17 protein-coding genes and 2 pseudogenes are annotated in these 26,093 nt (G+C 63.3%); 2 read left to right on the forward strand and 17 right to left on the reverse strand.

The genetic code is table 11. The annotated features are described in order from the left end of the window. Positions 1–261: 261 nt before the first annotated feature. The 9 genes from WKW80_RS20005 to WKW80_RS20045 form a co-directional block, all read right to left on the reverse strand. Complete coding sequence (locus tag WKW80_RS20005) at positions 262–1,047, reverse strand: HAD family hydrolase (protein ID WP_340365328.1); 786 nt, start codon at positions 1,045–1,047, stop codon at positions 262–264. Between the two features lie 38 nt (positions 1,048–1,085). After that, complete coding sequence (locus WKW80_RS20010; RefSeq protein WP_340365329.1) at positions 1,086–2,147, reverse strand: hypothetical protein; 1,062 nt, start codon at positions 2,145–2,147, stop codon at positions 1,086–1,088. A gap of 259 nt (positions 2,148–2,406) precedes the next feature. Then, entirely contained in the window at positions 2,407–2,850 is a 444-nt protein-coding gene (locus tag WKW80_RS20015; RefSeq protein ID WP_340365330.1) for a 6-carboxytetrahydropterin synthase, read from the reverse strand. Then, on the reverse strand, positions 2,847–3,482 hold the full coding sequence (gene queE / locus WKW80_RS20020) for a 7-carboxy-7-deazaguanine synthase (protein WP_340365331.1): 636 nt from the start codon (positions 3,480–3,482) through the stop codon (positions 2,847–2,849). Before queE ends, WKW80_RS20015 begins: the two co-directional genes overlap by 4 nt. Then, positions 3,479–4,177 carry a 7-cyano-7-deazaguanine synthase QueC gene (gene queC / locus WKW80_RS20025; RefSeq protein ID WP_340365332.1) on the reverse strand — a complete coding sequence of 233 codons (699 nt, stop codon included), beginning with the start codon at positions 4,175–4,177 and terminating at the stop codon, positions 3,479–3,481. Before queC ends, queE begins: the two co-directional genes overlap by 4 nt. Before the next feature lie 4 nt (positions 4,178–4,181). Continuing rightward, positions 4,182–5,258 (reverse strand): DGQHR domain-containing protein DpdB, encoded by a 1,077-nt coding sequence (dbpB, locus tag WKW80_RS20030; protein WP_340365333.1) that lies wholly within the window; start codon positions 5,256–5,258, stop codon positions 4,182–4,184. Further along, positions 5,255–6,553, reverse strand: a complete 1,299-nt coding sequence (dpdA, locus tag WKW80_RS20035; protein ID WP_340365334.1) for a tRNA-guanine transglycosylase DpdA — start codon at positions 6,551–6,553, stop codon at positions 5,255–5,257. Before dpdA ends, dbpB (WKW80_RS20030) begins: the two co-directional genes overlap by 4 nt. Next, the gene (gene dbpB, locus WKW80_RS20040) at positions 6,550–7,689 is read right to left on the reverse strand and encodes a DGQHR domain-containing protein DpdB (protein ID WP_340365335.1); all 1,140 of its coding nucleotides are present in this window, start codon (positions 7,687–7,689) and stop codon (positions 6,550–6,552) included. Before dbpB (WKW80_RS20040) ends, dpdA begins: the two co-directional genes overlap by 4 nt. After that, positions 7,686–8,615: a hypothetical protein gene (locus WKW80_RS20045; protein ID WP_340365336.1), complete on the reverse strand. Its 930-nt coding sequence runs from the start codon at positions 8,613–8,615 to the stop codon at positions 7,686–7,688. The genes dbpB (WKW80_RS20040) and WKW80_RS20045 overlap by 4 nt, the downstream gene beginning before the upstream one ends. Before the next feature lie 379 nt (positions 8,616–8,994). Here WKW80_RS20045 and WKW80_RS20050 point away from each other — a divergent pair. Next, positions 8,995–10,004 (forward strand): annotated as a pseudogene (locus tag WKW80_RS20050) (IS110 family transposase). Beyond that, a pseudogene (locus tag WKW80_RS20055) lies at positions 9,998–10,459 on the forward strand (helix-turn-helix domain-containing protein); the annotation flags it as partial. The pseudogenes WKW80_RS20050 and WKW80_RS20055, both read left to right, overlap by 7 nt. A 394-nt stretch (positions 10,460–10,853) precedes the next feature. Here WKW80_RS20055 and WKW80_RS20060 read toward each other — a convergent pair. The 8 genes from WKW80_RS20060 to recC all read right to left on the reverse strand — a co-directional run bounded on the left by WKW80_RS20060 (position 10,854) and on the right by recC (position 25,919). Next, positions 10,854–11,453 (reverse strand): TetR-type transcription factor C-terminal domain-containing protein, encoded by a 600-nt coding sequence (locus WKW80_RS20060; protein WP_340365465.1) that lies wholly within the window; start codon positions 11,451–11,453, stop codon positions 10,854–10,856. A gap of 159 nt (positions 11,454–11,612) precedes the next feature. After that, on the reverse strand, positions 11,613–12,578 hold the full coding sequence (locus tag WKW80_RS20065; protein WP_340365337.1) for a Bug family tripartite tricarboxylate transporter substrate binding protein: 966 nt from the start codon (positions 12,576–12,578) through the stop codon (positions 11,613–11,615). A 26-nt stretch (positions 12,579–12,604) separates the two neighbouring features. Then, positions 12,605–13,750, reverse strand: a complete 1,146-nt coding sequence (locus WKW80_RS20070; protein WP_340365338.1) for a CaiB/BaiF CoA transferase family protein — start codon at positions 13,748–13,750, stop codon at positions 12,605–12,607. 9 nt (positions 13,751–13,759) lie between these two features. Beyond that, entirely contained in the window at positions 13,760–14,821 is a 1,062-nt protein-coding gene (locus tag WKW80_RS20075) for a hypothetical protein (RefSeq protein ID WP_340365339.1), read from the reverse strand. A gap of 14 nt (positions 14,822–14,835) precedes the next feature. Beyond that, a complete protein-coding gene (locus tag WKW80_RS20080; RefSeq protein ID WP_340365340.1) occupies positions 14,836–15,996 on the reverse strand; it encodes an acyl-CoA dehydrogenase family protein in 1,161 nt (386 codons plus the stop codon). Between the two features lie 406 nt (positions 15,997–16,402). Next, the gene (gene recD / locus WKW80_RS20085) at positions 16,403–18,559 is read right to left on the reverse strand and encodes an exodeoxyribonuclease V subunit alpha (protein WP_340365341.1); all 2,157 of its coding nucleotides are present in this window, start codon (positions 18,557–18,559) and stop codon (positions 16,403–16,405) included. Next, a complete protein-coding gene (gene recB / locus WKW80_RS20090; protein WP_340365342.1) occupies positions 18,556–22,347 on the reverse strand; it encodes an exodeoxyribonuclease V subunit beta in 3,792 nt (1,263 codons plus the stop codon). The genes recD and recB overlap by 4 nt, the downstream gene beginning before the upstream one ends. Then, positions 22,344–25,919, reverse strand: coding sequence for an exodeoxyribonuclease V subunit gamma (gene recC, locus WKW80_RS20095; protein ID WP_340365343.1), 3,576 nt, complete (start codon positions 25,917–25,919; stop codon positions 22,344–22,346). The genes recB and recC overlap by 4 nt, the downstream gene beginning before the upstream one ends. Between the last annotated feature and the right edge of the window lie 174 nt (positions 25,920–26,093).

Below are 26,093 nucleotides of genomic sequence, written 5' to 3' on the forward strand. Positions count from 1 at the left end.
GCCGACGGCGCGGCTTCCTGTTGACATGCATAGACGTCCATCAAAACTTAGATGGACATCATGGTCAGCGCCTTGGCCTCTGGCCTCAAGATGGGATCACTGGCCGGTTACGGCGCGGACTCACTTGGCGTCTTCCATGGTGTTCACCTAGATCCTTGGCGGACACCATCGTCATACACACGACTCCGCAGTTCAAGCGGGATCGCCGCGCGCTTACGCCTGCGCGGCGACTGGAGTGTCCCCGAGGGAAGAGCGAGCCTCTCAACGTCGCGTGGGGTAGTCGCCGTCCGTTGCGTCGATGCTCCACTTGATCGCGATTGAAAAGTTCTCTGCGACGAAGTCCGCCGCCTGTTCGTCTGCCTCCGTGCGCCAACTCGGACGAAACCGACTCGGCACCAGAACCGCCATGCAGCCGGCCTGCTTGGCTGGGACGATGTCCCGATCAGGTTGATCTCCGATAACAACTACCAACGCACCATCGAAACGCCGACACAGACGTTCAAACTGCTCCCGGTCCTTCTTCACTTCCCAAACGCCAGAAAAATAACCGCCCAAGTGATGCGCTTCGATGGTGCTCCGTTGCTTCTCGATTCGCCCTTCAGTCAAGACAATAATGGAAATATTTCTTTTCCATGCAGCCTGCAACCCCTCAATTACGGAGGGCAGCAGCTCAGGTATTTTTCCAAGCGCGTCTGCGTAATGAGATATTGCCCGATCGACAATTGCTGTCTTAAAAGAAACTCGGGTGGCGCGACCATTCACCAAGGCAGTCGCGGCATCCTCAGCCGTTTGTCCATTGAGTCCAGAAAGCAAAGATGAGCCCAGCATTTGAATTGGGTATTTCAAGTGCTGGTGATGTACTGCTGCCAGAGCTTGATCGTGCCGACGCACGTAGGCGAGTCGATCTTGTTCAGGGCATTTAATGCCGGAAAGAGCCTCAATCTCTGTTAAAAGTGCTAGCTGCGCGTTGGCAAATACCCCGTCAGTATCCCACAACGTATTATCTGCGTCGACTAGCATCACTGCATTTTGCATCGTGTAATTCAAGAGTTTATTAAATCGCCTACCGTGCAAAATAGTCTAGCTTAGCGTTCGTAAACCGCCAAAACGTTAATGTCTTGCCCTTTTTTTAAAGTGCCAACAACGCGAACCCCGTAGCGCTTGGCGCGTCGGACAAGTTGATACGCGAATGTTCCTGCTGGGTACATTCCTCGTGCAACGAAGTGCAAATGCGGCGGTTGGGTGATCTCACTGTTTTTTGAAATGTCAACTAATGCGCGAAAATCTATCCACTCGAATCGCTCGCTGACCGTGCCAGAGGCTTCTTCAATCGCGCGGAGAACTTCGTGGGACTCGAAGCGGTCAAAGATTTTCTGCCAATAGTCGCGTCTCTCGGTTGCTTCCTTTTCGGGGGACAGGCCGCCCCCCGGATATTTCGGGATGGGGTACTCGGCTTCGTTCTTCTTCGCGCGCTCGGCCAAGTAGTCCTTGATCAATTCACAATTCTTGCCGCTTTTCAGTTCGCCGTACATGGGCATTAGTTTGGTGCCTTCCTCAAAGTCAATCACGATGAGAGGGCGGGCACCAGGTTTTTCAAGCACCTCCTCCAACTCTTGCCAAGTTCTTGTTGTTTTCGGTTCTTTGAGACTGCTGCCGCCAACGAGCGTTGAATTGACCCAAAAGATCCTGTCCTGATACTTGTTCGCGTACAGGGAAATCAGTTTTTCGAGGTGCCGCTCACTTGACTTGACGGTGACATACGTGTTCGTGTCGGTCTTAGCGCGGCGTGTGCCCTCCTCGCCGGAACTCGATCCTTCTAAGCTCCCTTTCCCACCAAACTCAAAGCCGAAAAGTGCCAGCGCCGGTGGCACTTTGGCTTGAACTTCGACAGCTGCCTTTGCGGCACTCACCACCTTTGTAGCGAACTCTCCAGTTCCGGAGTCCGAACGGCTGGCAAGTTCCACTTCTGGTCTAAATATAGCGTCGTAAAGACGTTCAATTTGTTCACCGTCCACAAACATTGGCGCGTCAGCCAAGAACCAGAACCGTTCTAGACTGTCGATCCGCTGATCAAGCGCAGAGGCGACCACCGCGTGCTCCGTGTTCATGATTTGCTTTCTTCCTTTGAAGTAATCAAAAATTTTCACGTTCTTCCTTGAACGAATGTTGGCGGCTTGAGTTGTGTCATTCTGCCTGTGAACTCGGTCTATCAGAATTCAGTCATGGGCAGCAACTTGCCCCTAGCAGGGACTGAGCACGATTGCCGGAACTTTGTCTGGAGTAACAGCGCCTAAGCGGCGTCGATCTAGATTCCCGGTCCACCGGCCATCTTCAGCCGAAACCGGCGGGGGCGCTAGGTTTGTAGACGACGAGGCCTTCACGGGCCTCCTTGTTTTTTGTGAACGCTTATGTTGACTGGGCAGCTAGATCGGAAGGACTGGTTTGAGGGATGTTCGTGCCAGGTTGCGTCGGAGCAATCGCGCGCGACCTTCTTAGAACGCACTTGTCGCCACTTGCCGGGCGCTCTACGGATACTGCAACGAGGTGGGGGCAGCGCGGGACGAGGTTTGCGAATATGAACTTGCAAAGATTCTCTAATGTTGCTGGGCCCAGACCCGTCACATCGTCCAAGAACTGATGGTCGAGCAACTCTCTGACTGCGTCGATGTGCCGGCGTACGCTGCCGAGGTCTTGCAACATGCCAGACTTGGCATCAGGCTCGCCCAGCAGCATTACTTCAGCGCGGTAGGTGTGGCCGTGAATGCGACGGCTGCCGGCGGCGTCAACTGTGGTTCGATTGAGCGTGTGCGCAGCCTCGAAGAAGAACTTCTGGCTCAGTTCGTAGATCATCGGATGCCAATCATCTTGTGGGTCTGAACGCTCAAGTTCCACTGAGGGTTCTGCTGGCAGTAGGCGACCGCCGCGGCGGTGTTTGCCAAACGGTCAGGGCCATCCAAGGGCTGTAGGTACAAGTTGTCGAACTTGAGGCTTGCGAATCGACCGGGATCAACCCCGGGCTGGGGATACACCAGTTTGAGTTCTTGTCCGCCGCTTACGGCGAGCGGGGCGTCCGCCTTGGGGCTAACGCAGAGCCAGTCGATGCCTTCAGGTGGAGTAAGCGTGCCATTGGTTTCGATGGCGATCGTGAAGCCTCTGCCGTGCAAGGCCGAGATCAGTTCGGCATCCACTTGCAGGAGGGGTTCGCCCCCGGTGAGTACGACGAAACGTCGCTCCCGCTTTGCGGAGGGCCATTGCGCCTCCACAGCGGCAGCTAGGATCTCCGGCGAGCGGAACTTGCCTCCGCCTGTGCCGTTAGTGCCGACGAAGTCTGTGTCGCAGAAAGTGCAAACGGCGGTCGCGCGATCTTCCTCTCTTCCGCTCCATAGGTTGCACCCGGCGAAGCGACAAAAGACGGCCGGGCGACCGGCGTTGGCGCCTTCACCTTGCAGGGTGTAGAAGATCTCCTTGACGCTGTAGGTCATGCGGCGGCCTTGTAGGCAGCAAAGCCCTTGCTGCGCAGTTCGCAGGCGGGGCAATCGCGGCAGCCGTAGCCCCAGTCGTACTGCTTGGAGCGATCGCCCTTGTAGCAGGTGTGGGTGTCCTGTTGAATCAGTTCCACCAGTGCTTCCCCGCCGAGATCTCTCGCCATCTCCCAAGTGGCAGCCTTGTCCAACCACATGAGAGGAGTCTCGACAACCATGGGCGAATCCAGGCCGAGGCTCATGGCCACTTGCAGCGACTTCAGGGTGTTGTCGCGGCAGTCGGGGTAGCCAGAGTAATCGGTCTCGCACATGCCACCGACCAATACCTCGAGACCGCGGCGGTAGGCAACGGTCGCGGCAAAGGTGAAGAAGAGAATGTTTCTTCCGGGTACGAAGGTGTTGGGTAGACCACTTTTACTAAGAGCGATGGCCTTGTCTTGCGTCAGGGCTGTGTCGCTGATCTGTCCGAGCACGGACAGGTCCAGCATGTGGTCATCACCGAGTTTGGGGGCCCAATGCGGGAAGCGCGACCGAAGTCGCTCCAGGACTTTCTTGCGACACTCCAACTCGACGACGTGGCGCTGTCCGTAGTCATAACCGATGGTTTCAACGTGGTCGTAGCGCTCCAGCGCCCAGGCCAGACAGGTGGTGGAATCCTGGCCACCGGAGAAGAGGACTAGTGCTTTGGAGTTCATGGCGTTATCCGTTCGCAACGAGGCGGTTCTTGCGGAGGGCACGCTTGGTCAAGCGCACGAGATGGTTGGACAAGACGTCGATGTCCGCCGGGGTGTTCTGAACGCCGTTCCAGGGGCAGATGTCTTCACTGCTGAAGTTCCACTGCCCACTGGTCCAGGCTGTGTAGGGCTTAATGAGTTCCAGCGCCGCTGCGAACTGGTCGCGCCTGGTTGCACCTTCTGCGGAGTACAGCAACTCCATAACGAAGCCCATGGCGACGATGCCCGCGCCATGCTTGAGGCGAGAGGTGCGCGGCGTCATGCCCGTCCATTCAGGGCCGAAGACCGTGCGGATGGCTTCGAAGTACTCGTTTACGAGTTCGAAGGCCCGGTCTTCATAGTCATCCAGGCGAATGAAGTCTCGAACGGCCCCGTCCGAAACCGAGTTCATGATCAACTTCTGCACGGCGGTGTCGCTGATTACGCCCCTGGGATTGGTGTGCTGCCGGATCTCGCCGTACAGGGCCGAACCCCGCATGAAGTTCAAGCGATCCACGATTCGGGCTGAGAACTTGCGCGCGGTGAACCTCTCGGGTAGGCCCTCCACGTTCGGCAGCAGTTCGTAGATCAGGGTCTTGGGAAGTGGCCGGGTGTTGTTGATCAGGACGAACTGTTGACGCAGTTCGTTGTAGTCCTTGCAGACCAGGACGGAGACGAATACTTGGAAACCCGGCTTCTCGAGGCCGGAAAGGGCACTCAGTCGCTGCTGGCCGTCAACGACAAAGCCAGGCTTGGTCTTGGTGGCATCGATTTCAATGTCGACGACACCGTTGCCGCGGTCTTTGGACTTGATGCCATCGATAAACGCAATGATGACCGCATTGGGCAACAGGGCGTCTTCACGGGTGAAGTAGTCACGGATCTCCTTAATGTGAGAGGCGATCTGGTGACGCTGGAAACCTTTGAGTTGGCCATCATCTTGGCGACCAACGCGTTCGATCTCGGAGAAGGCCAGGACGTCATTGGGCGTGGCAGCGAAGGAAAACACGTCATGGCCGTCGGCTTGACGAGCGCGGATGGCGGTGAACTTGAATTTGCTCACTGGGCGTTCTCCATGGTGGCTTTGAGGTGCTTGTGATAGACGCCGAGGTTGTGAAAGCCCCGGCGCTTGTTGCGATTGCTCGAGCGGAAAATGATGACTTCGACGCCAGCGTCGCGGCAGACGTCGCAACCACAACGCTTCCATGGGGCGTCCTGCAGGGTCCGGCCGACGAGCTCCCTCATCTTGGCGAGTTCGCGTTGATGTTTGGCGGTGTCTTCGGACTCGCCCTCTACCAAGAAGCGGTGGTAGTCCATCACGGCGGTGAGGGTCTTGGCGGCGGTTTCTTCGCCTCTGTCGAAACTGCGTAGCGCCTTGAGTGCTTTTTGCTCGCGTCGCTGCAGATCTTCGGCACTGAAGATGCCTCTCTTGATGCCTTGCACCAGGCGGAAGTTTTCGATGGCTTGCGGGATTCGGATGGCGGTGTAGTAGTCCAGGCCGGTTCCCGTGGGGGAGCCCATGTAGTAATTGGACTTGTTGTCCTTGAACGCGCGAATGAGCGGCGAGGTGGAATCGAAACTGGTGATGCCGTAGCCGGTGAACTCCTGGATCTGGTCGGCCTTGGCGAAGCCCAAAAGGTGGATCTTGGTTTCCGGCTTGATGGCATCACGCAGGGCGCGCAAAACCACGTGAATGGCGTCCACGCGAAGCGGGACCAGACCTCCAATGGCCAGATACTTGTAGCCCATCTTCTCCAGTTCGACGGCCGCCTCGGCCATGCTGGCGGGTGACCAGCCTTGGACAGCTCCCATAGGTTCGAAGGGGTGGCCTTCTTCCTTGACGAGTTTCAGGAAAGCCTTGGCGTTGTCTAGCGTGATGCGGAAGCGCTTTTGCGTTGCTTCGGGCATCTTGGACTTCGGCGGGTTACTGAGGTCGCAGTCAAAGATGATGTGGTCGGGGGAGACGCCGTGGGTGAATCCGGCTTCGATGTAGAACTCGACCACTTCCTCCGGGGAGTAGGCAGGCTTTTCGTGCTCTACGTAGGCGAAGGCGCCGCAGTCGCCCATCAGCATGCAGTCCTTGAACTCCGGCCCGTCATAGCGCAGGAACTTGCGTGCGCCGTCGCGCAGCATGCGCTGCTCTTCTTTGGTGGAGTAGCGCACCTTGGAGGAGGCAACGCCCTCAGCCTGACGCACGGCGCTCATCGAGACCAGGAGACCGTCATAGGGGGGCGGCTTCATCATTTCATGGGCATAGACATCACCCCAATACCGCTCGCGCGTTGGCGCGTTGCGGTCATTGATAAAGTCGTACGCGGGATCGACGTAGTCCTGCGTGTCGGAATACAAAAACTTCATTTCGGGGGACTTGTCGTGTAGGCGCGCACCAGTGCGTCCTGCAATTTCTTGATATCGCGGGGGGTGCTCTGGATTTCATTCCAAGCAACGCCCAGGGTTTCCCAATGGCCCTTGGTCCAGCGGCAGGCCGGAGCGACGCGCTCCAACTCCTTCTTGATGGCCTCGTACGTGCCATCAGTATCGGAGAAGCGCGCGTAGATGCGGTCCATGAGGACGCCCATAGCTTCGATGCCAGCCGAGTGCATGAGTCGGCTGTGGCGAGGGTCTCTGCCCCAGGCTTCCGGGAACGTGTTCTTGACCGCCGTCCAGAAGTTCAAGAGCAGACGATACATTGAGGTCACGTCAGCACCCTCGCGCGCGCTGGCCTTGTAGGGCGCCAGTGCGCCCAGCGGGTTGTTCATGCTGTTGCGGATCATGGTGATGACGGCGGTATCGGTGACGATGGCCGCGGCGTCGCTCCGATCCGAGGGGCGCTTGATCAGCTTGAAGAACGGCGACTCGGGGTCGCGGTTGAGGAGGTTGCAAATCTCCGACGGGACCTTGCGGGCGCTCAAATCCTTGGGCAGTTGGATGCCGCTAGTTTCGGGCAACAGTTCATTGATCAGGCGCGAGGGCAGAGGACGCGCCTTGTTGACCAGGATGAACTGCTGTCGCTGCAAGTCCAGGCTGTCGGAGACGAAGCCCACCACCGGAACGGCGACATTGCGGTTCGTGACCTGTGCTAGGGCCAGCGATCTTTGTTGACCATCGACGATCCAGGCCACACGTTGGCCGGCTTCGTTGATGGGGATGGTCAGCGTACCGGCCTGTGCCAAGCCCTCGTCGCCGGTTGGGCGTGTACCGCGTGACGCGGTGAAGCGGACCTGCGGCGACATAGCCAGAATGATGGCGTTCGGAAAGAGGACGTCGCCCTGGTTTAGGTAGTCGACGATGCCCCTCACATGGCTGCGGATCTCGGGACGCTGGAAGCCCTTCAAGACCTCGGATTCATCTCGGTCCACGCGAGAGATGTCTGCCACGCGCACGATGTCAGCGCCTTTGATGAAGAAAGCGTAGACATCCAGCCCTTGCCCCTGTGTGGTGTGCAGTGCGCGGATGACGATCTCTTTTTTAGCGGGAAGCTTGTTGGCTTTCATGACATCTCGGCCTTGACTTGGCGCCAGAGACCTCCGAAGCGCGCCTGTTCACAGGCGACCAGGGCGGTGTCTCGGAGATATCGGTGCAGGCGCGACGAACTGCCGGCGTGGTGGCACCACTGGGCGCGGATGAGGTCCAGGATCTCTGCGTCCGTCTTACGGACGCGCTGGGGGATAGTGGGCTTTTGTAGGAGGTCCAGTGCTTGGCGTACCGCGGCCTGGGCGGGCGCGCTGTCCAAGTAGTGGCCTTGGAGTTTTTCCACGAAGTGGCGCATGGCCCGCTGGGGGAAGTCGGAGCGAGTGCCGGCGTAGCCTTGCTGGCCTTCCAGGCGTTCGTCGTAGGGCAAGACGCAAGCTTGCAGGCGAGGCGGTACCGACTTGGCCCCGCTGGTAGACGTGAAGATGCACAGGCGAGAGAGCGCTTTGTCCGCAATCTGGGCCAGATCGCATTCCAGCATTTCGACGTAGGCCGATGGCAGAGCGATCAGGAAACGGGTCGCACTGGAGCGATTGACCAGTTGGCTCACGGGCGAGGGCGTGCCCTTGCGTGCGTTCAATTCTTGCCACCAGTCCGCCGTGTTGGAACCGGCCGCGGCGAGTACAGGCGCGAGAGAGCCCGGTCCGCTGGAAACTGTCATATCGTAGTTTGGGACAGGATCGTCCTTCGCGGCCAGGCCCAAGCCTGCAGAGATCACGTGCAGGGAGCCGCGAAGTTGGGCGGCGACAGCCTTGCTCTCTGCCATCGCGCGGCCCAAGTACAACTCTCCCGCCGTGGTCGTGGCTTGCGTGTTGGCGGTGGCAGACCACCAACGGTCGGCCACCTTGGCCGCGTCACCTTTCAATTGCGCGGGTCGCAGACGGGCCACCGGTTCGAGTGCTCGTTTGCGCGCAGTGCAGTTCGTGATGATTCCGAACTGTTCGATCATTTGTAGTGTGTCGAAGGTATTGAGATTCAGCAGTTATTGTAGATCCTGGATAGGGGTGTCTGCAGTTAATTCTGAAATCACACTGGAGCAAAAATGCAGTTATTGTTCGTCTGCGAGGGGTGCAAGTTTGCAATTGTGTCTAGGGATGCGCGACTTCGGTGGGCAAATTGCGTCGCCGATACGCTTTGGGCCGTCAGAATGCCTGCGCGCGCAACGCCGAATCTCACGGCGGCCCGTCGAGCAAGCGCCACAGCTAGACATGATGGTTGCTCTATAGGCGAAGGAAGGCCCGTCTCCGGTATCGTGGATTGCGCACTCTGCGAGTGTGCCGAGCCACATGCGGCGGGTTTCCCAGCCGCAAACCGTATGGAGGCGAGCCATGGACGAGAGTATCAATTTCTTCGTTGGTTTGGATGCCCACAAGGACAGCATTTCGGTTGCCGTGTGTGAAGCTGGGCGAGAGCCCAGCCGTTTCGTCGGCACCCTGGGGCCTGACGTGCAGGGGGTGATCAAGACGCTGCGCAAGTACGGCCCGGCGCGGCACGTGAGCGTGGTCTATGAAGCCGGGCCCACCGGCTATGGGCTGTATCGAGAGCTAAGCCGGCGCGGCTATCGCTGCGAGATCATCGCACCGTCCTTGATACCGCGGCGCGCGGGCGAACGCATCAAGACCGACCGGCGCGATTGCGCGCGGTTGGCCGAGTTGTCACGGGCGGGCGAACTCAAAGCGATCTGGGTGCCCGACGAGGCCCACGAGGCGATGCGCAATCTCTGGCGGGCGCGCGAAGACGCGGTCAACATGCGTCTGAAGGTGCGCCAGCAACTCAAGGCATTTCTGCTGCGCCAGGACCGGCGCTATGCCGGCAAGACGTCCTGGACCAAGATGCATCAACGCTGGATCGCCGCTCAGTGCTTTAGCCACCCCGCAGCCAAGATCGCGTTGACGGAGTACCAACTGTCGGTGCAAGCGGCCGAGGAACGCGTGCAGCGACTGACCACGGCGCTACGGCAGGCCCGTCCAGGGCTGGCGCTTCGAGCTGGTCGTGGCGGCCCTGCGGGGGGCTACCTCGGACTCGTGCCCTCGGAGCATTCCAGCGGCAACAGCGTGCGCCGTGGCTCGATTACCAAGACCGGCAATGCGCACGCGCGGCGCCTGTTGACCGAGGCGGCGTGGGACTACCGCTTCCCGGCGCGCATCAGCAAGGGAGTTGCGCGACCGCAGCAAGGCGCTGCCACCTGGCATCCGCACTCACGCATGGAAGGCCCAGGTGCGCCTATGCGGGCGATTCCCGCAGCTGTCGAGCCGAGGCGTGCAGGCCAATAAGATCTGCGTGGCGGTGGCGTGAGTTGGCCGGATTTGTCTGGGCTATTGCTCCGCAGACATCCTGAGCAGTGCCGATGGCGAGCTCAACAAGTCGATTGCCCAACGACTGAAGCTCACCAACGCGACGGTGGGCAAGTGGCGCATGCGCTTCATCGAACGGCGGATTGCCGGGCTCTACGACGACGTTCGCCCTGGCAAGCCACGCACACGATCGACGATGAGCGTATCGCGCAGTTGATCAAGACGACGCTGCACACCAAGCCCGCCGATGGGTCGACGCACTGGAGCGTGCGATCGGTTGCCTCCGAGACCGGCATTTCCAGTGTGCAGCGCTACTTCCAACTCTTCGGGCTGCAACCTCATCGCAGCGAAGGCTTCAACTTTCGACCGCTCGACCGACCCTTTCTTCATCGCGAAGCTGCGCGACGTGGTCGGCCTGTACCTGAGCCCGCCGCAGAACGCGCTGGTGCTCTGCGTGGACGAGAAGAGCCAGTGCCAGGCGCTTGAACGCACGCAGCCGAGCGCAGCAACTTCGTAGCGCCAACGCTCGTTCTTCAGAAGTGTGCCTTCGCCAAACAAGCTCCGTCCGAGGCGATTGAAATGACCGTCTTCTTGCCGTGATCGCCAGCGACAGACCGCATGAGGAGGCCAGAATAGACGCCGCTCCAATGGTCGTCAGCGTCGCCGCATCGGATCGCAGTCTGACCGGCCGACACATGCCTCATCGTCGCTGCATGACCAACTCGCCCGAGGTCCTCCGCACCGAGGCGACTGCCCCATCGACTGTGAGCAATCAGGTGCCTGACAACGTCGATTGAAGGATTGAAGGGCGCTGGAATTCAACAGTGCGCTTCCCGTCCGACTCCCGAGCACGTTCTCCGTCAACTAAGGAGTTCCAGATTGATGGAGAAGCGCTACTGGACAGGTGCGACGCCGAAAATGGCTTGACGCGCAAACTGCCGAGCCACCTTTTCCTTATAGAGCTTCGTGTCGGTATCACGGGGGCGATACCAAACAGTTATCCAGTTCAAGGCGCCCAGAATCCCTTTGATGGCAAGGTCGCAATCGAGTGCTTCAAAGATGCGCTCGGCAATTCCTGCGTGAAGCACCCCACGGAAGAGCTCTTCGTAGGCGTCACGCATGGCCACGACCTCCGCCAAAGCGAGCCGCTCGGCGGGGGTCGTGCTAGCTGACTGATGAAGTTCGACCCCTTGCACAGTAACGCGCTGGTAATAGAGATGGTCCATCATCAACATTGCATGCTGGTAGGCCATATCGTGGAGCTTTTGGTGGGCGTTGATGGCCTCGTCTCTGGCTACCGGAACCTGTGCCTGCAGATTCATCGTCATCGCACGTTTGTGAACGGCGAAAAAGAGGTCGGCCTTGCTTCGGTAATGGTAGTAAACGCTGCCCTTCGTGGCACCAACCTCCTTCGCTATCACATCGACCGAGGCGGCGGCAAAGCCGAAGGTGGTGAATACCTTGGCGGCAGCGTCAAGAATGGCCAGCTGCATTTCCGGCATCGACTCATAGTTGGTGCCAAGCCAGGCCTCAAGCTCAAGGTTAGTCAAAGCAGGAACGGGAAATCGGTTGAGGGTACCTGTCGCATGATACCGGCCAGTTTGCCCGCGCCGACACTGCGCGCGATTCGGCCCCTGGGCCGTGCGCATCTGTCACTCCGGCTGGATTTTGGCCTCCGTCATCCGCCTCTGCCAAGCTGCCAGTTGAGCGCGAACGAAGGCGTCTTGCTCATCGAGCGAGTTTGGTGCCGATTCCATGCCCAGGCCCCGGAACTTTTCCTTGATGCCCGGCTGATTGAGCGCCTTGTTCAGAGCTGAGTTCACCTTTTTGGCGACGTCAGCGGGCATTCCGGCGGGTCCGCCAAGGCCCACCCAGACAACCAGGTCGTAGTCCTTGTAGCCTGATTCAGCAAATGTCGGCACGGTTTGCCACTCGGGCAGCCGGTGCTGGGAACTCACGGCGAGCGCCTTGATGCGTCCACCTTTCATCAGCGTCGTCGCCACCGAAAGGTCGGCCAGCACGTAGTCCACCAATCCGGCTGCCAAATCGGTTAGTGCTTGAGGCTGACTTTTGTAAGGAACACCCAGCGCATCGAACTTGGCGGCGCTGTTGAACGCGACGGCGCTGACCTGTCCGCCGGGGGAGCCATACGCATAGCTGAGCTTCCCTACCTTCGCTGTGGATACGAAGTCTCGAATGTTCGCGTGAGGGCCGTCGGACTTCACCAGAAGGAGAATCGGCATGGTGGTCAGCCGCGAGATGTGCGTGAAGCTGGTCACGGCGTCATAGGGTAGCTTCTTGAAAAGCCCCGGATTGATGGAATTCAGCGAACTGCTCGTGATGGTGAGGGTGTAGCCATCTGCCGGAGAGCGGACTGCAGCCTCCGTCCCGATCAGCCCCTGCGCGCCCGGCTTGTTGTCAACAACAACCGTAGCGCCTAGTTCGTTCTTGAGCACCTCTCCAACAATGCGGGCGCTGATGTCTGTTGCGCTGCCCGGCGAGAAGGCGGCCACAATTTTGAGCGGTTTCTCGCGAGGATATGGTTCCTCGGCAGAGCTATTCGCGAGAAAGGCCAATCCGAGCAGTGTTGCCGCAATCGAGCGGGTCGAGTTCTTCATTGAATATCTCCAGCGTGATGTCTCGTTCAGAGGAATACGGATTCGTTCGCGGAAGCGGAGAAGCTTCCGAGCTCGGGAGGCGGACGGCGGATGGTTGCAGGTGTGTCGCTGAGCTTGATGGGATTGCCTGGACCCACATAGTCCTCCCGCCGGACAACCATTTCACGTACCCGCGCGTGCTCGGATTCCGCGACGGACTGGATGTCAAGAATGGGGGCCGCGGGCACGCCATCCGCCAGGAGCAGTGGCCCGATTTCCTCGCCATCCACGCCCAGGAACGCCTTGCCGAGTTCGACCTCAAGGGACTCGCGATTGACCACGCGTGCTCGATTCGTGGAGAAACGCTCGTCCTGTGGCAGGTGAGAAACGTCAAGTTGCTTGCAGAGCTTTGCGAACAGCCGGTCGTTGGCGACAGCCACGAACAAGGGCTTGGTTCGCGTGCGATAGACGTTGTATGGGACGATATTGGCGTGCTGATTGCCGGTGGGCGCGGGAACCTTCCCTGAGTGCAGGAAGTTTGTCAGGAAAGGATGGGCGACCGAAACAGCGGAGTCGTACAGCGAGATGTCCGCCATCTGCCCTCGTCCGGTACGGCTCCTCGCCTGCAGGCCCAGCAGTGCAGCCATCGCGGCGTTCATGCCGGTCGTCAAGTCCACCACCGGCACCCCCATGCGCACCGGCTCGCCTCCGGCCTCTCCGTTGATGGAGAGAAGGCCCGTCATTGCTTGCACCGCTGCGTCGTATCCAGGCAGCCCACCGTAGGGGCCGTAGTCGCCGAAGCCCGTAATCCTGCAGTGCACCAGCCGAGGGAAGAAGCGGGAGAACCAACCGGCATCCGGAATATTCCACGACTTGAGCGTGCTGAGCTTGAAGTTCTCGATGAGCACGTCAGCGCTCTGAAGCATTGCAAACAAGCGTTCCCGGTCTTCGGGCTTGCCGAGGTCCAGCACGAGGCTGCGCTTATTTCGATTGACCGCGTTGAAGTATGCGGAACTGCCATTGACGAATGGCGGGCCGAACCCACGGCATTCATCGCCCTCGGGGGCCTCGACCTTGAGGACATCCGCACCGTGGTCGCCCAAAATTTGCGCGGCAAACGGTCCTGCCAGTACGCGGGAGGCATCGACTACCTTGAGCCCATGAAGAGCACCCATGCTTGTTGGAGAGGTCATGCGATGCTCCTAGCGGTCTGAAACATGCCATTCGAGGACTTGGCTCCCACCTTCTTCGAGGTGCTGGAAGCGGACGTTCAGCCTGCGGTTGTGTGCCTGCATCGCACCGTCCACCAGGCCGTTGAATGCCCGGGCGAAGACTGGGTGGAACGACGGCAACCCTTCGGCGAAGGCCCAGCCTTCCTGCCTGACAAGGTATCCATCCGGCACGGGCTTCAGTGCGGCGCGGTCACCCTGAGCAATCGCGAGGTCACACAGAAATTTTGCGAAACCTTTGGCGTCGCTTTCGTAGGTTCCACCAAGTCCGGTCGCTGTCTCATGAAAGAACTGCATGCCCACGAGTCGGGCGGCCATGTGAAGATGATGGGCTGCTTCGTCGGGTCCCCAGAGCTGAAGGGCGACCGGATACGCGGAGCGCACATACTCCATGGCGTAGTTGCGATGAGCCTTGGCAAGACGTGCCGCCGGCCAGGTTTCAGTGGGAAGCCTCGGCGCAGCCTGTCGGTCGAAGTCAGGTGCGTCCTCGTGCCGAGCGAACCTCAGTCGCTCGTGAGGTGCCAAGTCTCGGTCGTATTCGAAGTAGTAGCCCTCTAGGCCTGACTGGCCATCTACGGTCTGCTTAGTACAGACGAAACCCAGCCGTGGGTTCTTCAGCATTACGCCGTTCTGGGCGTGCCAACCGGCGAGCATCGCACGGGAGACCTCCGGAGGAATACCGCACAGCGCCGTGCCCGACCAAATCCAACGAGGAGCAGCGTAGCGAATCCACGCTTTCCTATCGGACTCGTACATGTACTCGACGGACACGCCGCCGATGTGGTTCGACAGGTAGTGGTATTGGGCGGCGGCGACGGCATGCGGAAGCTGGTCGAGGCCCAGCTTTTCAAGACCGGGGAGAAACTTCTCTCGGCGTTGATGGCAAAACACTTCGTAGACGAACTCTTCGGCCTTGGCTGGGCCCAGCCTTGACACCGTGTATAGAACGAGCCCGGTGAAGTACGAGTGGTACCAGTGCGCGACGGCGTTCCATGCTCGCAATTGCTGCTGCTCGAGGTGATTTTGATTGCTCATCGTTCGTCTTCCTGTTAGGCCGCGACGGCACTGCGCTTGATGGCCCTGGCGATGACCACGCGCTGAATCTCGGAGGTACCCTCGTAGATTTCGGTGATGCGCTGGTCTCGGTAACAACGTTCGACTGCGTTGGGCTTGACATAGCCGCGGCCCGCGAGCACTTGGACGGCGTCATCGCATACCTTGTGGGCGGCCTCGCTGGCATAGAGCTTCGCCATGCCGCCCAAGGTGCTGATGTCTTCGCCCCGGTCAAATGCCGCAGCGGCTTCGTAAAGCATCATGCGGGCAGCAGACAACTGAGTAGCGCAGTCTGCAAGCATGAAGCCGACCCCTTGGTGGTCGATGATTGCGCGGCCGAAGGTCGCGCGATTCGCCGCGAACTTTGCGGCCTCGGCGTAGGCGCATAGGGCGATGCCCACGGACTGGGCTGCAACGACGATTCGTCCGATGTTCAGCGTCGACAGTGCAAGCTTGAGCCCTTCACCTTCCTGGCCGATGACGCTGGAGGCGGGAACCGAAACGTCGAGCTTCAGATTGGTCGTCGTGGTCCCTCGAATCCCCATCTTGTCCTCGTAAAAGTCGACGACGGCACCTTGGGTGTTTCTCGGCACCCAGAACGCAGTGATGTTGTTCCGCACTCCTACTTCGGCAGTCCGAGCAAACACGATGAAGTGCTTCGAGTGACCGCCGTTTCCGAGCCAGCACTTCTCTCCACGAATGCGCCACCCTTCTCCTTCCTTCACCGCCACGGTTTCTACAGCCGCTGGGTCAGAGCCGGCGCCACGCTCACTGAGTGCGAAGTTCACGGCTTCCCCTTTGCAGGCGAGCCCGCCGAGCAGAACTTCCTTTTGTTCTTCGCTTCCGCCGAGCAGAACCGGAAATGCTCCAAGGGAGAGTGCCGCGAGGATGGCGGCCGTCGAAGCGCACCCCGATGCCACGGTTTCAACCACCGCGCTGAGCGACACGAGGGACGCCCCAGCGCCCCCAAAGGCCTTGGGAAGAAACATTCCGGAGATGCCGCTATTCAGCAGATGGGGAAGGTGCTCCTCCGGGTAGCGCTGCTCTCGGTCGATGGTGTCGGCAAGTGGTGCAAAGCGCGTCGTGGTGAGTTCGGCGGCCCGTCCCCTCCAAATTTCGGCTTCATCGTCCAAACGTGGCATCCAAATCACTGACATGGCGGGCTCCCAGAAAGTTATAGAGACAGATTGTGGATAACATACTACCAAGTAGGTTGTTATCTTAAGAAGGCGCCGCCCTTGAATGCAAGCGAAATCTCGAGGTCGGAGGGTTATTACCCCTCACCGGCTTGAAAGGCGTGCGCTTTGCCAGCTACGGCCGCGCGTACCGACATTTCGGAGGCCTCGCCCCCGAAGTTGGCAGCGGATAATTGAAAGGAGGTCAGGCCAGCGACTGCAGCTGACGGACGGGTTTCACCGGATGCCGATCGCTCTGCTGCAGAAGAGGCTGGAGGACTGGCATCCGTTCATCGCTAACCGTCCGCTGAGGTCACTGCGGTCGTCCGGCGCTTTCTTGGCGCCGAGCCATGTCCCGCGCTGATCCCCCCGTCCCCACAAGCGCTGGCTACGTTTCAACCGCCCGCAAGCCCCCGAGCCGGGCCGCCAGTCCACCCACCCGGTCAACCCTTCTCGCAATCGCCGTCCGCAGCACTTCCGGCGCAGCCGCCAGCGTGAACCAATGGCGCGCCCGCGTGATGCCGGTGTAGACCAGCTCCCGCGTCACGATCGGGCTTGGTCGCTCCGGCAACAGCAATGCCGTATGCGTGAACTCGGAGCCTTGCGACTTGTGCACAGTCATCGCGAACACCGTTTCCACCGAGCGAAGGCGGCTGGGCAGCACCCAATGGATTCCGCCCTTGCCGTCGCCGGTCGCGAAGGCCACGCGCAAGGTCCAGCGCGGGTGTGGGTCGCTGGGCAGCGTCGTCGGCAATGACAGCGTCACGCCCACGTCGCCGTTCATCAGGCCCAGGCCGTAGTCGTTGCGCGTGACCAGCACCGGGCGCCCCGGATACCAGCCGCCGTGTTCGCCTTCGAGCAGGCCCTCGGCGCGCAGCAGCGCCGCGATGCGCAGGTTCAGGCCTTCGACGCCTTGCGGGCCACTGCGCAGCGCGCACAGCAACTGGAACTGGCCGTAGGCCGTCAGCACTTCCTGCGCCCAGGCATCGAAGTCGGGCTGCGGCGCATCGATCTTCGGCTGGCGTTCGCGCATCAGCGTCAGGTAGTGGCGGTAGCCGACCGGCGGCGCGACTTGCCTGTTGCCGTGTTCGACGCGGCCCCGGCCCTGTCCGGCAAAGCCTTCCGGCGCGCCGTCGACCACGAGGCGGCGCAAGGTGGCGTCGTCGACGGGCCATTGCCGGGACACATCCGGGTATGGCTTGTCGAAGGTGCGTTGCACCGCGAAATCGTTGCCTGCATTGACGGCTTCCGCCAGTTGGCCGATGCCGCTTTGCGCGCTGAAACGGTGGCTCACGCGCAGCTTGACCACGGCCTGGTCGAGCGGCGTGCCCTTGGCGTCGCAGAGCTCAGGGTCGAAGAACTCGCCGGTGACGGCCTGCAGCCATGCCGCCGTGTCCACGCTGTAGTGGCCGGCGTCGGCGCGTGCGCAGAGGTCGCCCAGCACCGCGCCGGCTTCCACCGATGCGAGTTGGTCCTTGTCGCCCAGCAGGATCAGGCGGGCGTGCGGCGGCAGTGCGGCGAAGACCGACGCCATCATCTCCAGGTCGAGCATCGAGGCTTCGTCCAGCACCAGCAGGTCGAGCGGGAGCGGGTTGCGCGCGTTGTGGCGGAAGTGCCGCGTGTCGGGGCGGCTGCCGAGCAAGCGATGCACGGTGGTCACTTCGGTGGGGATGGAGGCGCGCAGGGCTTCGGCATCGGGCAGGCCGTCCAGCGGCAGGCGTGCGACCGCGCCGGCGATGGATTCGTTCAACCGCGCAGCGGCCTTGCCGGTGGGCGCTGCGAGGCGGATGCGCAGGCGTCTGGCGGTGCCGTCGTCGGTCGAGAGCGCCAGGTGAAGCAGCACTGCGAGCAGGCGCACGACGGTGGTGGTCTTGCCGGTGCCGGGGCCGCCGGTGATGATGCTGAAGCTCTGCTTCACGGCGATGGCGCAGGCGATCTTCTGCCAGTCCGTTGCTGCCCCGTCGCGGCGCTCGAACAGGGCGTCCAGCGCTGCCGCCAGGCCGGCTTGCGCCTCGGGCGCCGCAGAGGGCGTGGGCATGGCGACGCGGCGGGCGATGGCCTCGCTCACCGAGATTTCGTACTGCCAGTAGCGGCGCAGGTAAAGGCGGTCGCCGGCGTGGACCAGCGGCGTTGCGCCGGGGCCGGCCGCGACCAGTGCGGGATGCCGGAGGGCCTTGTTCCATTTCGCCAGCGTGACGCCTGCGAGCAGGGTCGAAGGCGGCGTGGGCGTCGGCATGCCTTCGGGGGTGTCCCGCGCCACGCCTTCGGGCGGCATCGACAAGGCCTGCACCGCATCGGCGAGCGCGGCGCGCAGGTCGAGGCAGGCGTGGCCGCGGCCGAGTTGATGGCTGGCAAGTGCGGCGCCGAGGATCAGCAGCGGGTCGGCGTCGGGCGCCTGTTGGGACAGGAAGGCGGCGAAGCTGCGGTCCAGCGCGCGCAGCCAGCCTTGCGCCACCCACCTGTCGAGTTCCGCGAGCAGCGGCGTGTGGCGGGCGGGCAGAGGGCTCAGGAAGACGCGCGGCGAAGAAACGGCGGTTGTGTTCATGCGGCGACTCCGTGACGTGACTCCGGCACCGCGAGGCCGCCGAAGAGCGCATCGAGGGCCTCGATCAAGGCTTTCGGCGGCCGCTCGCAATGCAGGCCCTGTCCTTGCGCCGCATGGCCGCGCAGGAAGATGTAGACGGCACCGCCGACATGGCGCTCGTAGTCGTAGCCGGGCAGCCGCGATCGCAGCAGGCGATGCAGCGCGAAGATGTAGAGCACGTATTGCAGTTCGTAGCGGTGATGGAGGACGGCGTTGCGCAATGCCTCGGGCGTGTAGTCGTCGTCGCGCGGGCCGAGCCAGTTGGACTTGTAGTCGGCCACGAAGTAGCGGCCTTCGTGTTCGAAGACCAGGTCGATGAAGCCCTTGAGCATGCCGTTGACCTGTTGCGGCCTCAGGGCGGGCCGCGACGCGCGGCCAAGGGTGTGGCGGGTGACGAGCGCGTCCAGCACGCGGGTATCGACTTCGCGGGCGCCAAGCCAGAACTCCATCTCGATCTGCACGCGGCAGAGCGATGACGGCGCCGTGGGCGTGGACCCCAGCGCGTCGAGATTCAGCGGCGTGGCCAGCCACGCGAGGAGCCAGGTGCGCAGCGGCTCGGTCCAGTTGCTCCAGCCGTTGAGATTGCAGCGTCGCGCGATGAGGTCCGCCAGGTCGGCCTGGGCTTCCGCATCGGAGTGCACGTGCGCGAAACCCTTGCGGCCGACCCATTCGAGCAAGCCATGCAGGAAGGTCCCCGGGGCCGACCCGCGGGGAAGGGAATGCAGGCTGCCGCTGCCGCTGCCGCTGCCGCTGCCGCTGTCGAGTGCGGTAGCGCGTGAAGCGTCTGCTTCGGCTGGCGCGTCGTCGGACGAGCGGCTTTCGGCGTAGATGTCCTCGATGGCCGTGGCGGGACTGAGGGGCAAGGTCAGCGGCAGCTCGGCGTCGTCGCCGAGCAGGGTGACGTCGTCCGTCGTGGCATCGTCCGCACGCTGCAAGGCCGAATAGCTGGCGATCCACCAGCGCTCGCGTGGGCCCGCCGGAAGCGGCGGTTCGGGAGCGGGCGGGAGCTCCGCGTCGGCTGGGGCGTAGCGCGTGGTACCGGCCTCGGGCGCCGGTCGAACGGCGATGGCGTCACAGCCTTTCGCGAGGTCCGCGAGCGCCTTGTTCAGTTCGGAAGGCGCCATGGGCTTGCCGCCGCCCAGCAGGTAGCCGACCGCACTGCGTTCCACGTCCGCCAGCGGCGCCATGCCGACCCAGGTGGCGTAGCGGGCGCGCGTCAGCGCGACGTAGAGCTTGCGCAGGTCTTCGCCGAGGCGTTCGCCGTCCACGCGGGCCAGCGCTTCGTCATCGGCCTGCAGCGCGACCACCAGCCGGCCTTGGTCGTCATGCCACTTCAGCGGCAAGTCCCGGGCGTTGGCGGGGCGGAAGGCCGTCGCGAAGGGCAGGAAGACCAGCGGGTACTCCAGGCCCTTGGACTTGTGCACCGTGACCACCTTGACCAGGTCGGCATCGCTTTCCAGGCGCAGCTTGCGCGTGTCGTTCTCGTTGTCGGTTTCGCTTTCTTCGCGCTGCTCGGCCAGCCAGCGGATCAGGCCATGCTCACCTTCCACCTGCACGCTCGCCTGCTGCAGCAGTTCCGCCAGATGCAGCAGGTCGGTCAGGGTCCGTTCGTCGCCGGCGGCGAGCAGGCGTTGCGGTACGCCGAAGTCCTGCAGCAGGCGGCGCAGCATGGGCAGAACGCCCTGGCGCTGCCACGTCTGCTGGTAGCGGCGGAACTGCAGGACGTGCGCTTCCCAGGCGAGTTCGTCGTGATTGAGGCGATCGAGTTCGGACCAGTTCAGGGCCAGCACGGCGCAGGCCAGGGCGGCGCGCAGCGGACGATCGTCGTCGGGTTCGGCGCAGGCCAGGAGCAGGCGTTGCAACTCTTCGGCGACCGCGCTCTGGAACACCAGGCCCTTGTCGGAGAGATAGACGCTGCGCACGTTGCGCGCGGTCAAGGCCTGCCGCACCGCAGTCGCCTCGTCGCCCTTGTTGACCAGGATCGCGATGTCGCCGGGCTGGACCGGGCGCAGCCTGCCGGCATCGTCGACGAAACCGGCCCGGCCCGCCTGGGCTTCGGCGAGGAGATTCACGATCTCGGTGGCGCAGGCTGCGGACATCGACGACTGGGCCTGGCCGGCGCCGACGGGTTCATCGCCCGGAAGGGTCCAGCAGGTCAGCGCGTGGGCCGGCGCGTCACCGACCGTCCACCGCTCCTTGCGTCCCTGCGCCTTCACGGCATGGAACGGCAGCGGGTCGTCGGTCCCGGTCCGGAAAAGGAAGGCTCCTTGCCCGCCATCGCGTTGCTCCGCTTGCTGGAAGACGCGGTTGACCGCATCGACCATGGCCTGCGTCGACCGGAAATTGGTGCCCAGCGTTGCATGGCGGTCCGCCGCGTCGCGGCGGGCTGCGAGGTAGGTATGGATGTCCGCGCCGCGAAAGGCGTAGATCGCCTGCTTCGGGTCGCCGATGAGCACCAGCGCGGTGTCCTGTGCATTGGCGGCCACGCCATACACGGCGTCGAAGATGCGGTATTGCAGCGGGTCGGTGTCCTGGAACTCGTCGATGAGCGCAACCGGGAACTGCTTGCGGATGAGTTCGGCCAGGCGCCGGCCGTTCGGGCCTTGCAGCGCTGCGTCGAGGCGCGTGAGGAGTTCGTCGAAGCCCATCTGCGCACGCCGCGCCTGCTCCGCGGCCAGGCGCGCGGCGGACCAGTGCGCGACATGGCGCAGGACGTCGTTGCGCGCGTCGGGCAACTCGGCGAGGCGGGCGCGCAGGGTGAGCATGTCGTCGAAGGCCGGATGGTGCGGTGAGGGCGTGCCCTTGTTGAAGACCTCCGCCATGCCGTCGGGTGTCAGGCGGATCCAGGCTGTACTGTCCCTTGGCAAAGGTTGCAGGGCATCGCCCGCCGCCCAGGATCGCAATCCGTCCAGCCAGGTCTGGTAGTAACGGGGCTGCAACTTGCGGCCGTCCACCCGCTTGTCCGTGACCGCCTTGTCGAGGATCGCCTGCACTTCGTCGACCCACTTCGACCAAGGTGCCTTGATCGCGGCGAGCGCGAGCGCGGTCTGCTCGCGCGCGGCCTGCAGTGCGATGGCGGGCGGCGTTCCGGCGTCCAGCGAATCCGTCAGCGTCAGCAGGTTCCTCACCGACTTCGACAGGACGGCGGGTGTGGCCCACCATTCGCTCACCTGCGTCGCGTCCTCCAGCGACATCGGCGTGAAGAACGTGCGCCAGTAGTCGCGCAGCACTTCGGCGCGGAGTTCGGCCTGGTCGGCTTCGAGCGTCTGGATGAACAGGCTGCCGCTGTCGAAGGCGTGCTCGCGCAGCATGCGGTTGCACCAGCCATGGATGGTGGACACGGCGGCCTCGTCCATCCACTCGGCGGCCAGGCGCAGGGTGCGCGCGCAGGCGAGCCATTCGGACTCGGGATAGTCGGCGCGCAGGTCATGCAGCAAGTCCTTGCCGGGCGGCGTCGGCTTCACCGCGGCCGGGTCGACGGCGAAGGCTTCCGCGGCCTCGGCCAGGCGCGCACGGATGCGGTCGCGCAGTTCCTTGGTGGCGGCCTCGGTGAAGGTGACGACCAGGATCTCGGGCGGCGTCAGCGGGCGCGTGAATGCGGCCGGGCCACCGTGCCCGAGCACGAGCCGCAGGTAGAGCGCTGCAATGGTGAAGGTCTTGCCGGTGCCGGCGCTGGCCTCGATCAATCGACTGCCGCGCAGCGGGAAGGCCAGCGGCGCCAGCAAGGGGGGCGTTGGCGCGACCGTCATGCGCTTTCCTTTGCGGCAGGTGAGGCAGGTGAGCCTGGTGCGGCAGGTGCGGCAGGCGCGGCCTTGGCGGCCTTGGGTGCTGCCTTGCCCACGGCGTCGCTCAGCGGCTTCAGCAACGCCAGGGTCCATCGGGCGAATTCACCGCGCGACCACAGCGCATCGAAGTCGGGGAAGGCGCGCAGGAGGTAGGCGCTGAATTGCGCTTCACCGGCCGCGCCGGTCGGGGGATCGCCATAGCACTTGCGCGCGTCTTTCTCGGCGCGGGGGTCGGGTGTTTCGGCCTGCTTGCCGCCACCGTCGAGCCAGGCGAAGGCCGTGCGCAAGGCCAGTGGCAGGGGCTGCCGCAAGCCCTGCTGCCAGGCCTCCAGCAGTTCCAGCCAGTATTCGCGTGCTGCGCCGATGCCCAGCGGCAACAGCGTCACATTGCCGGCCTTGCTGATGATGCGGGTGGTGATCGGCTCTCCAGCCAGATGGCCGGCGACATGTGCAATCCAGAAGGCCACCATCTTGTCGCGGCGATATTGGTTGTCCTTGACCATGCTGCCGCTGTGCAGCACCAGGCGGCATCTGTCGCCGCTCGCACTCGCGCGCAGTTCGCCGAGCCAGTCCACCAGGCGCAGCGACTCGTCCATGCCTTGGGGCAAGTAGTCGAGTGCCTCGTCGGGCAGTACCACCGGCCACTCGGCTTGCGCCGTGGCGTACTCGGCGAACATCTTTTCCATGGGATCGGCAAGCGCCTGCTGCAGCAGCACGCCGAACGGGCCGGCCGACAGCTCGCCGCGACGGGCGATGCGTTCGAGCTGGTGGTTCATGGCGTCTTCGCGCGGCGACCCTTCCGCCAGGGCCGTTCGCTGGACCTGGATCAATTCGTCCTGCAGCTTCCAGTTTTCCAGTGCGTTCAGTTCGAACGGCTCCTGGTCTTCGCTGACGCGATCCTCGGACTCGAGGTGGACGCCGAGGCGCAACCGGAAGAAGCTTTTTGCCGGTTCCTTGAGGAAGTCCGCGAGCAGACGCAGGGTCAACGGACCCTCGAACGATCTCGGCGGCAGCGCTTCGCCGGTGGATGCGTCCGCCGCTTGCGACAACGTGGCGGCCCGCCATCCATGCGCGTAGCTGAACAGCCGCTCGTCCCCACCGGCTGTGAAGTAGGCCGGATGAAATGGCTGCAGCCGGTGCTCCACCGTCAGCGCCTGCAGCAGGCGCTGGCCGGCCCGGTCTTGCGGCAAGGTCTCGTCGCCCGCCAGGCGCCAGCCGGCCGCCAGGTGGTCGCGCAACTGGGCGACCAGCACCGAAGGCGGCCGCTCGGAGTTGTCGAGGATGCTGCGGCCGACCCAACTGATGTGCAGTTTCTGGCGGGCCGAGAGCAGCGCTTCCAGGAACAGGTAGCGGTCGTCCTCGCGGCGCGAGCGGTCGCCGGGACGGTAGTCGTGGCCCATCAGGTCGAAGTCCATCGGCACGCGGCTGCGCGGGTAGTCGCCGTCGTTCATGCCCAGCAGCGCCACCACGCGGAACGGGATGGCGCGCATCGGCATCAGGGTCGCGAAGGTCACGGCGCCGGCGAAGAAGGCCTGGCTCAGGGTGGGCTGGTCGATCTGCGCGAGCCAGTGTTCGCGCACCACCGACAGGGGCAACGCTTCGGTCAGGCCTGCAGTGGCGCAGGCCTCCAGCCAGTCCTGCAGCGCAGTCGCCATCCTTTGCAGCGTGAAGCCGTCGGCGTCGTCGTGGGTCTCGAAGAAGTCCGCAAGCAGTGCGCGCAACCGCTCGCCCCAGGCCGCGGGCGTGGCCGGCGTGGCCAGCGTGCGCCAGTGCGATTCGAGCGTCGACAGCAGTTGCACCAGCGGGCCGAGCAGCGCGGCGTCGAGGCCGCCGATTTCATCGAGCGGCTCCACGCCGGCCCATGCATCGCTCGCGCCGACCGCGTAGCCCAGCAGCATGCGCTGCAGGCCGAAGTCCCAGCTGTTCTGCGCCAGTGCCCCGGGCAAGTCCAGCGTCTGCCGCTGCGCCGCGTGCAGGCCCCAGCGGATGTTGGCCGCCGAGATCCAGCGGTGCAGCAGCGGCACCTGGCTTTCGTCGATGCCGAAGCGGGCCCGCAGCGCCGGCACCTCCAGCCAGTCGAGCACGTCGCTCACGGCCACGCGTGACTGCGGCAGCGCCAGCAGCCTTTCGAGCGCGCCGAGCAGCGGGTCGTGGTGGCGCTGGCCCTGGTCGGCCAGCGTGTAGGGAATGTGGCGCGCATCGTCGGGCGCCAGCAGGCCGAACACGGCCTGGATGTGCGGCGCATAGGCGGCCACGTCGGGCACCATCACGATCACGTCGCGCGGGCGCAGCGTGTCGTCGGCCGCGAAGGCGGCGAGCAGTTGGTCGTGCAGCACCTCGACCTCGCGCTGCGGGCCGTGCGTGACGTGGAAGGCGATCGACTTGTCGGCGCGTGCGTCGACGGCGGGCCATTTTTCGCGCGTCTCGGGCAGCGGGCGCAGGTCGCGGATGTCGTCCTGCAGCTGGCGCAGCAGCGTATCGCACGGATTGGCGTCGAAGCATGCGATGCGCTGGCCGATGGCGGCGAAGCGCTGCGCATAGGCTTCCTGTTCATCATGGACATCCAGCAGGCGAATGAAGTCGCGGCCCTGCTTGCCCCACGCGGCCAGCAGCGGTTGCGCATGCAGGTGCATCGCTTCCTCGGGGATGGCGCCCTCGCTGCCGGCGCGACGCCGCTGGCGCCAACGCCCGGCCCGCAGCAGATCCTTGTCGGCCACGATGTGGGACCAGTCATGCTCGCAGGGGTTGTGCACGCACATCAGCACCTGCACCCAGCGCGCGAGCATGGCGAGCACTTCCAGCGACTGCTGCGGCAATGACGAGATGCCGAACACCACCAGGCGGCGCGGCAATCCGGCCGGCCGGCCGCCTTGCCAACCGGAGGCCTTGGCCATGAAGCGCTCGTGCACGGCGGCGCGGCTGCTTGCCGCGCCTTCCGGGCCGACGTCATCGAGCAGCGCGCGCCATAGACGCGGCTGCCAGCGCAATTCGGGCGGCACGGGTTGCGGGCCACCTCGGAGGACGACGATCTCGTCCTTGCCGGCAGCCCAATCGGCGAGCCAGTCGGCCCGGTAGACCTGGTACTGGTCGAACAGGTCGGCCAGGCGCTCGGCCAACTGATGGCGCTTGCGCAGGTCGGCGTCGTCGAGCAGGAAGCGGGCGAGAGGCGCGAACACTTCCTCCGCCAGCAGGGCAGGCAACAGGCGCATGAGGCGCCAGACCAGCAGGGACTTGTCGAACGGCGATGCCGCCGGCACGGCCTGCGCGCCGAGCACGGCCCGGTAGGCCTGCCAGATGAAGCTGGCAGGCAGAGCGGTCTGGATCGCGGCGGCAACGCCCACGCCGCCGTGGTCCGCGTCGCGCGCCAGCGAGAGCTTGAGCCATTGCGCCACGCCGTTGCTCTGCACCAGCACCCACTCGTCTTCCAGCGGCGCCAATGGATGGCGCGCCATCCAGGCCAGCATCAGGTCGCGCAGGGCTTCGGGGTGGTTGCTGTGCACGGCCATGAAGCCAGGGGAAAGGGCGGAATCGGTCATTGCGTTCGTCGGGCAAGGCAGGTGCATCGGTGCGGTGGCCGGCGCACGCGCACACGGCTGTCGATGGAGTTTCGCCGAGGGCAGGCCGACGGATGAGGCAGGCCGAAAAAGAATGCGTCCTGGCGGTCGACGCTTCCGTTCGATTGCGACCCTTTGCCGAACACGCCCTTGGGC

It is taken from the genome of Variovorax humicola, assembly GCF_037889915.1.
In the GTDB taxonomy this organism is placed as follows: Bacteria; Pseudomonadota; Gammaproteobacteria; order Burkholderiales; family Burkholderiaceae_C; genus Variovorax; species Variovorax humicola.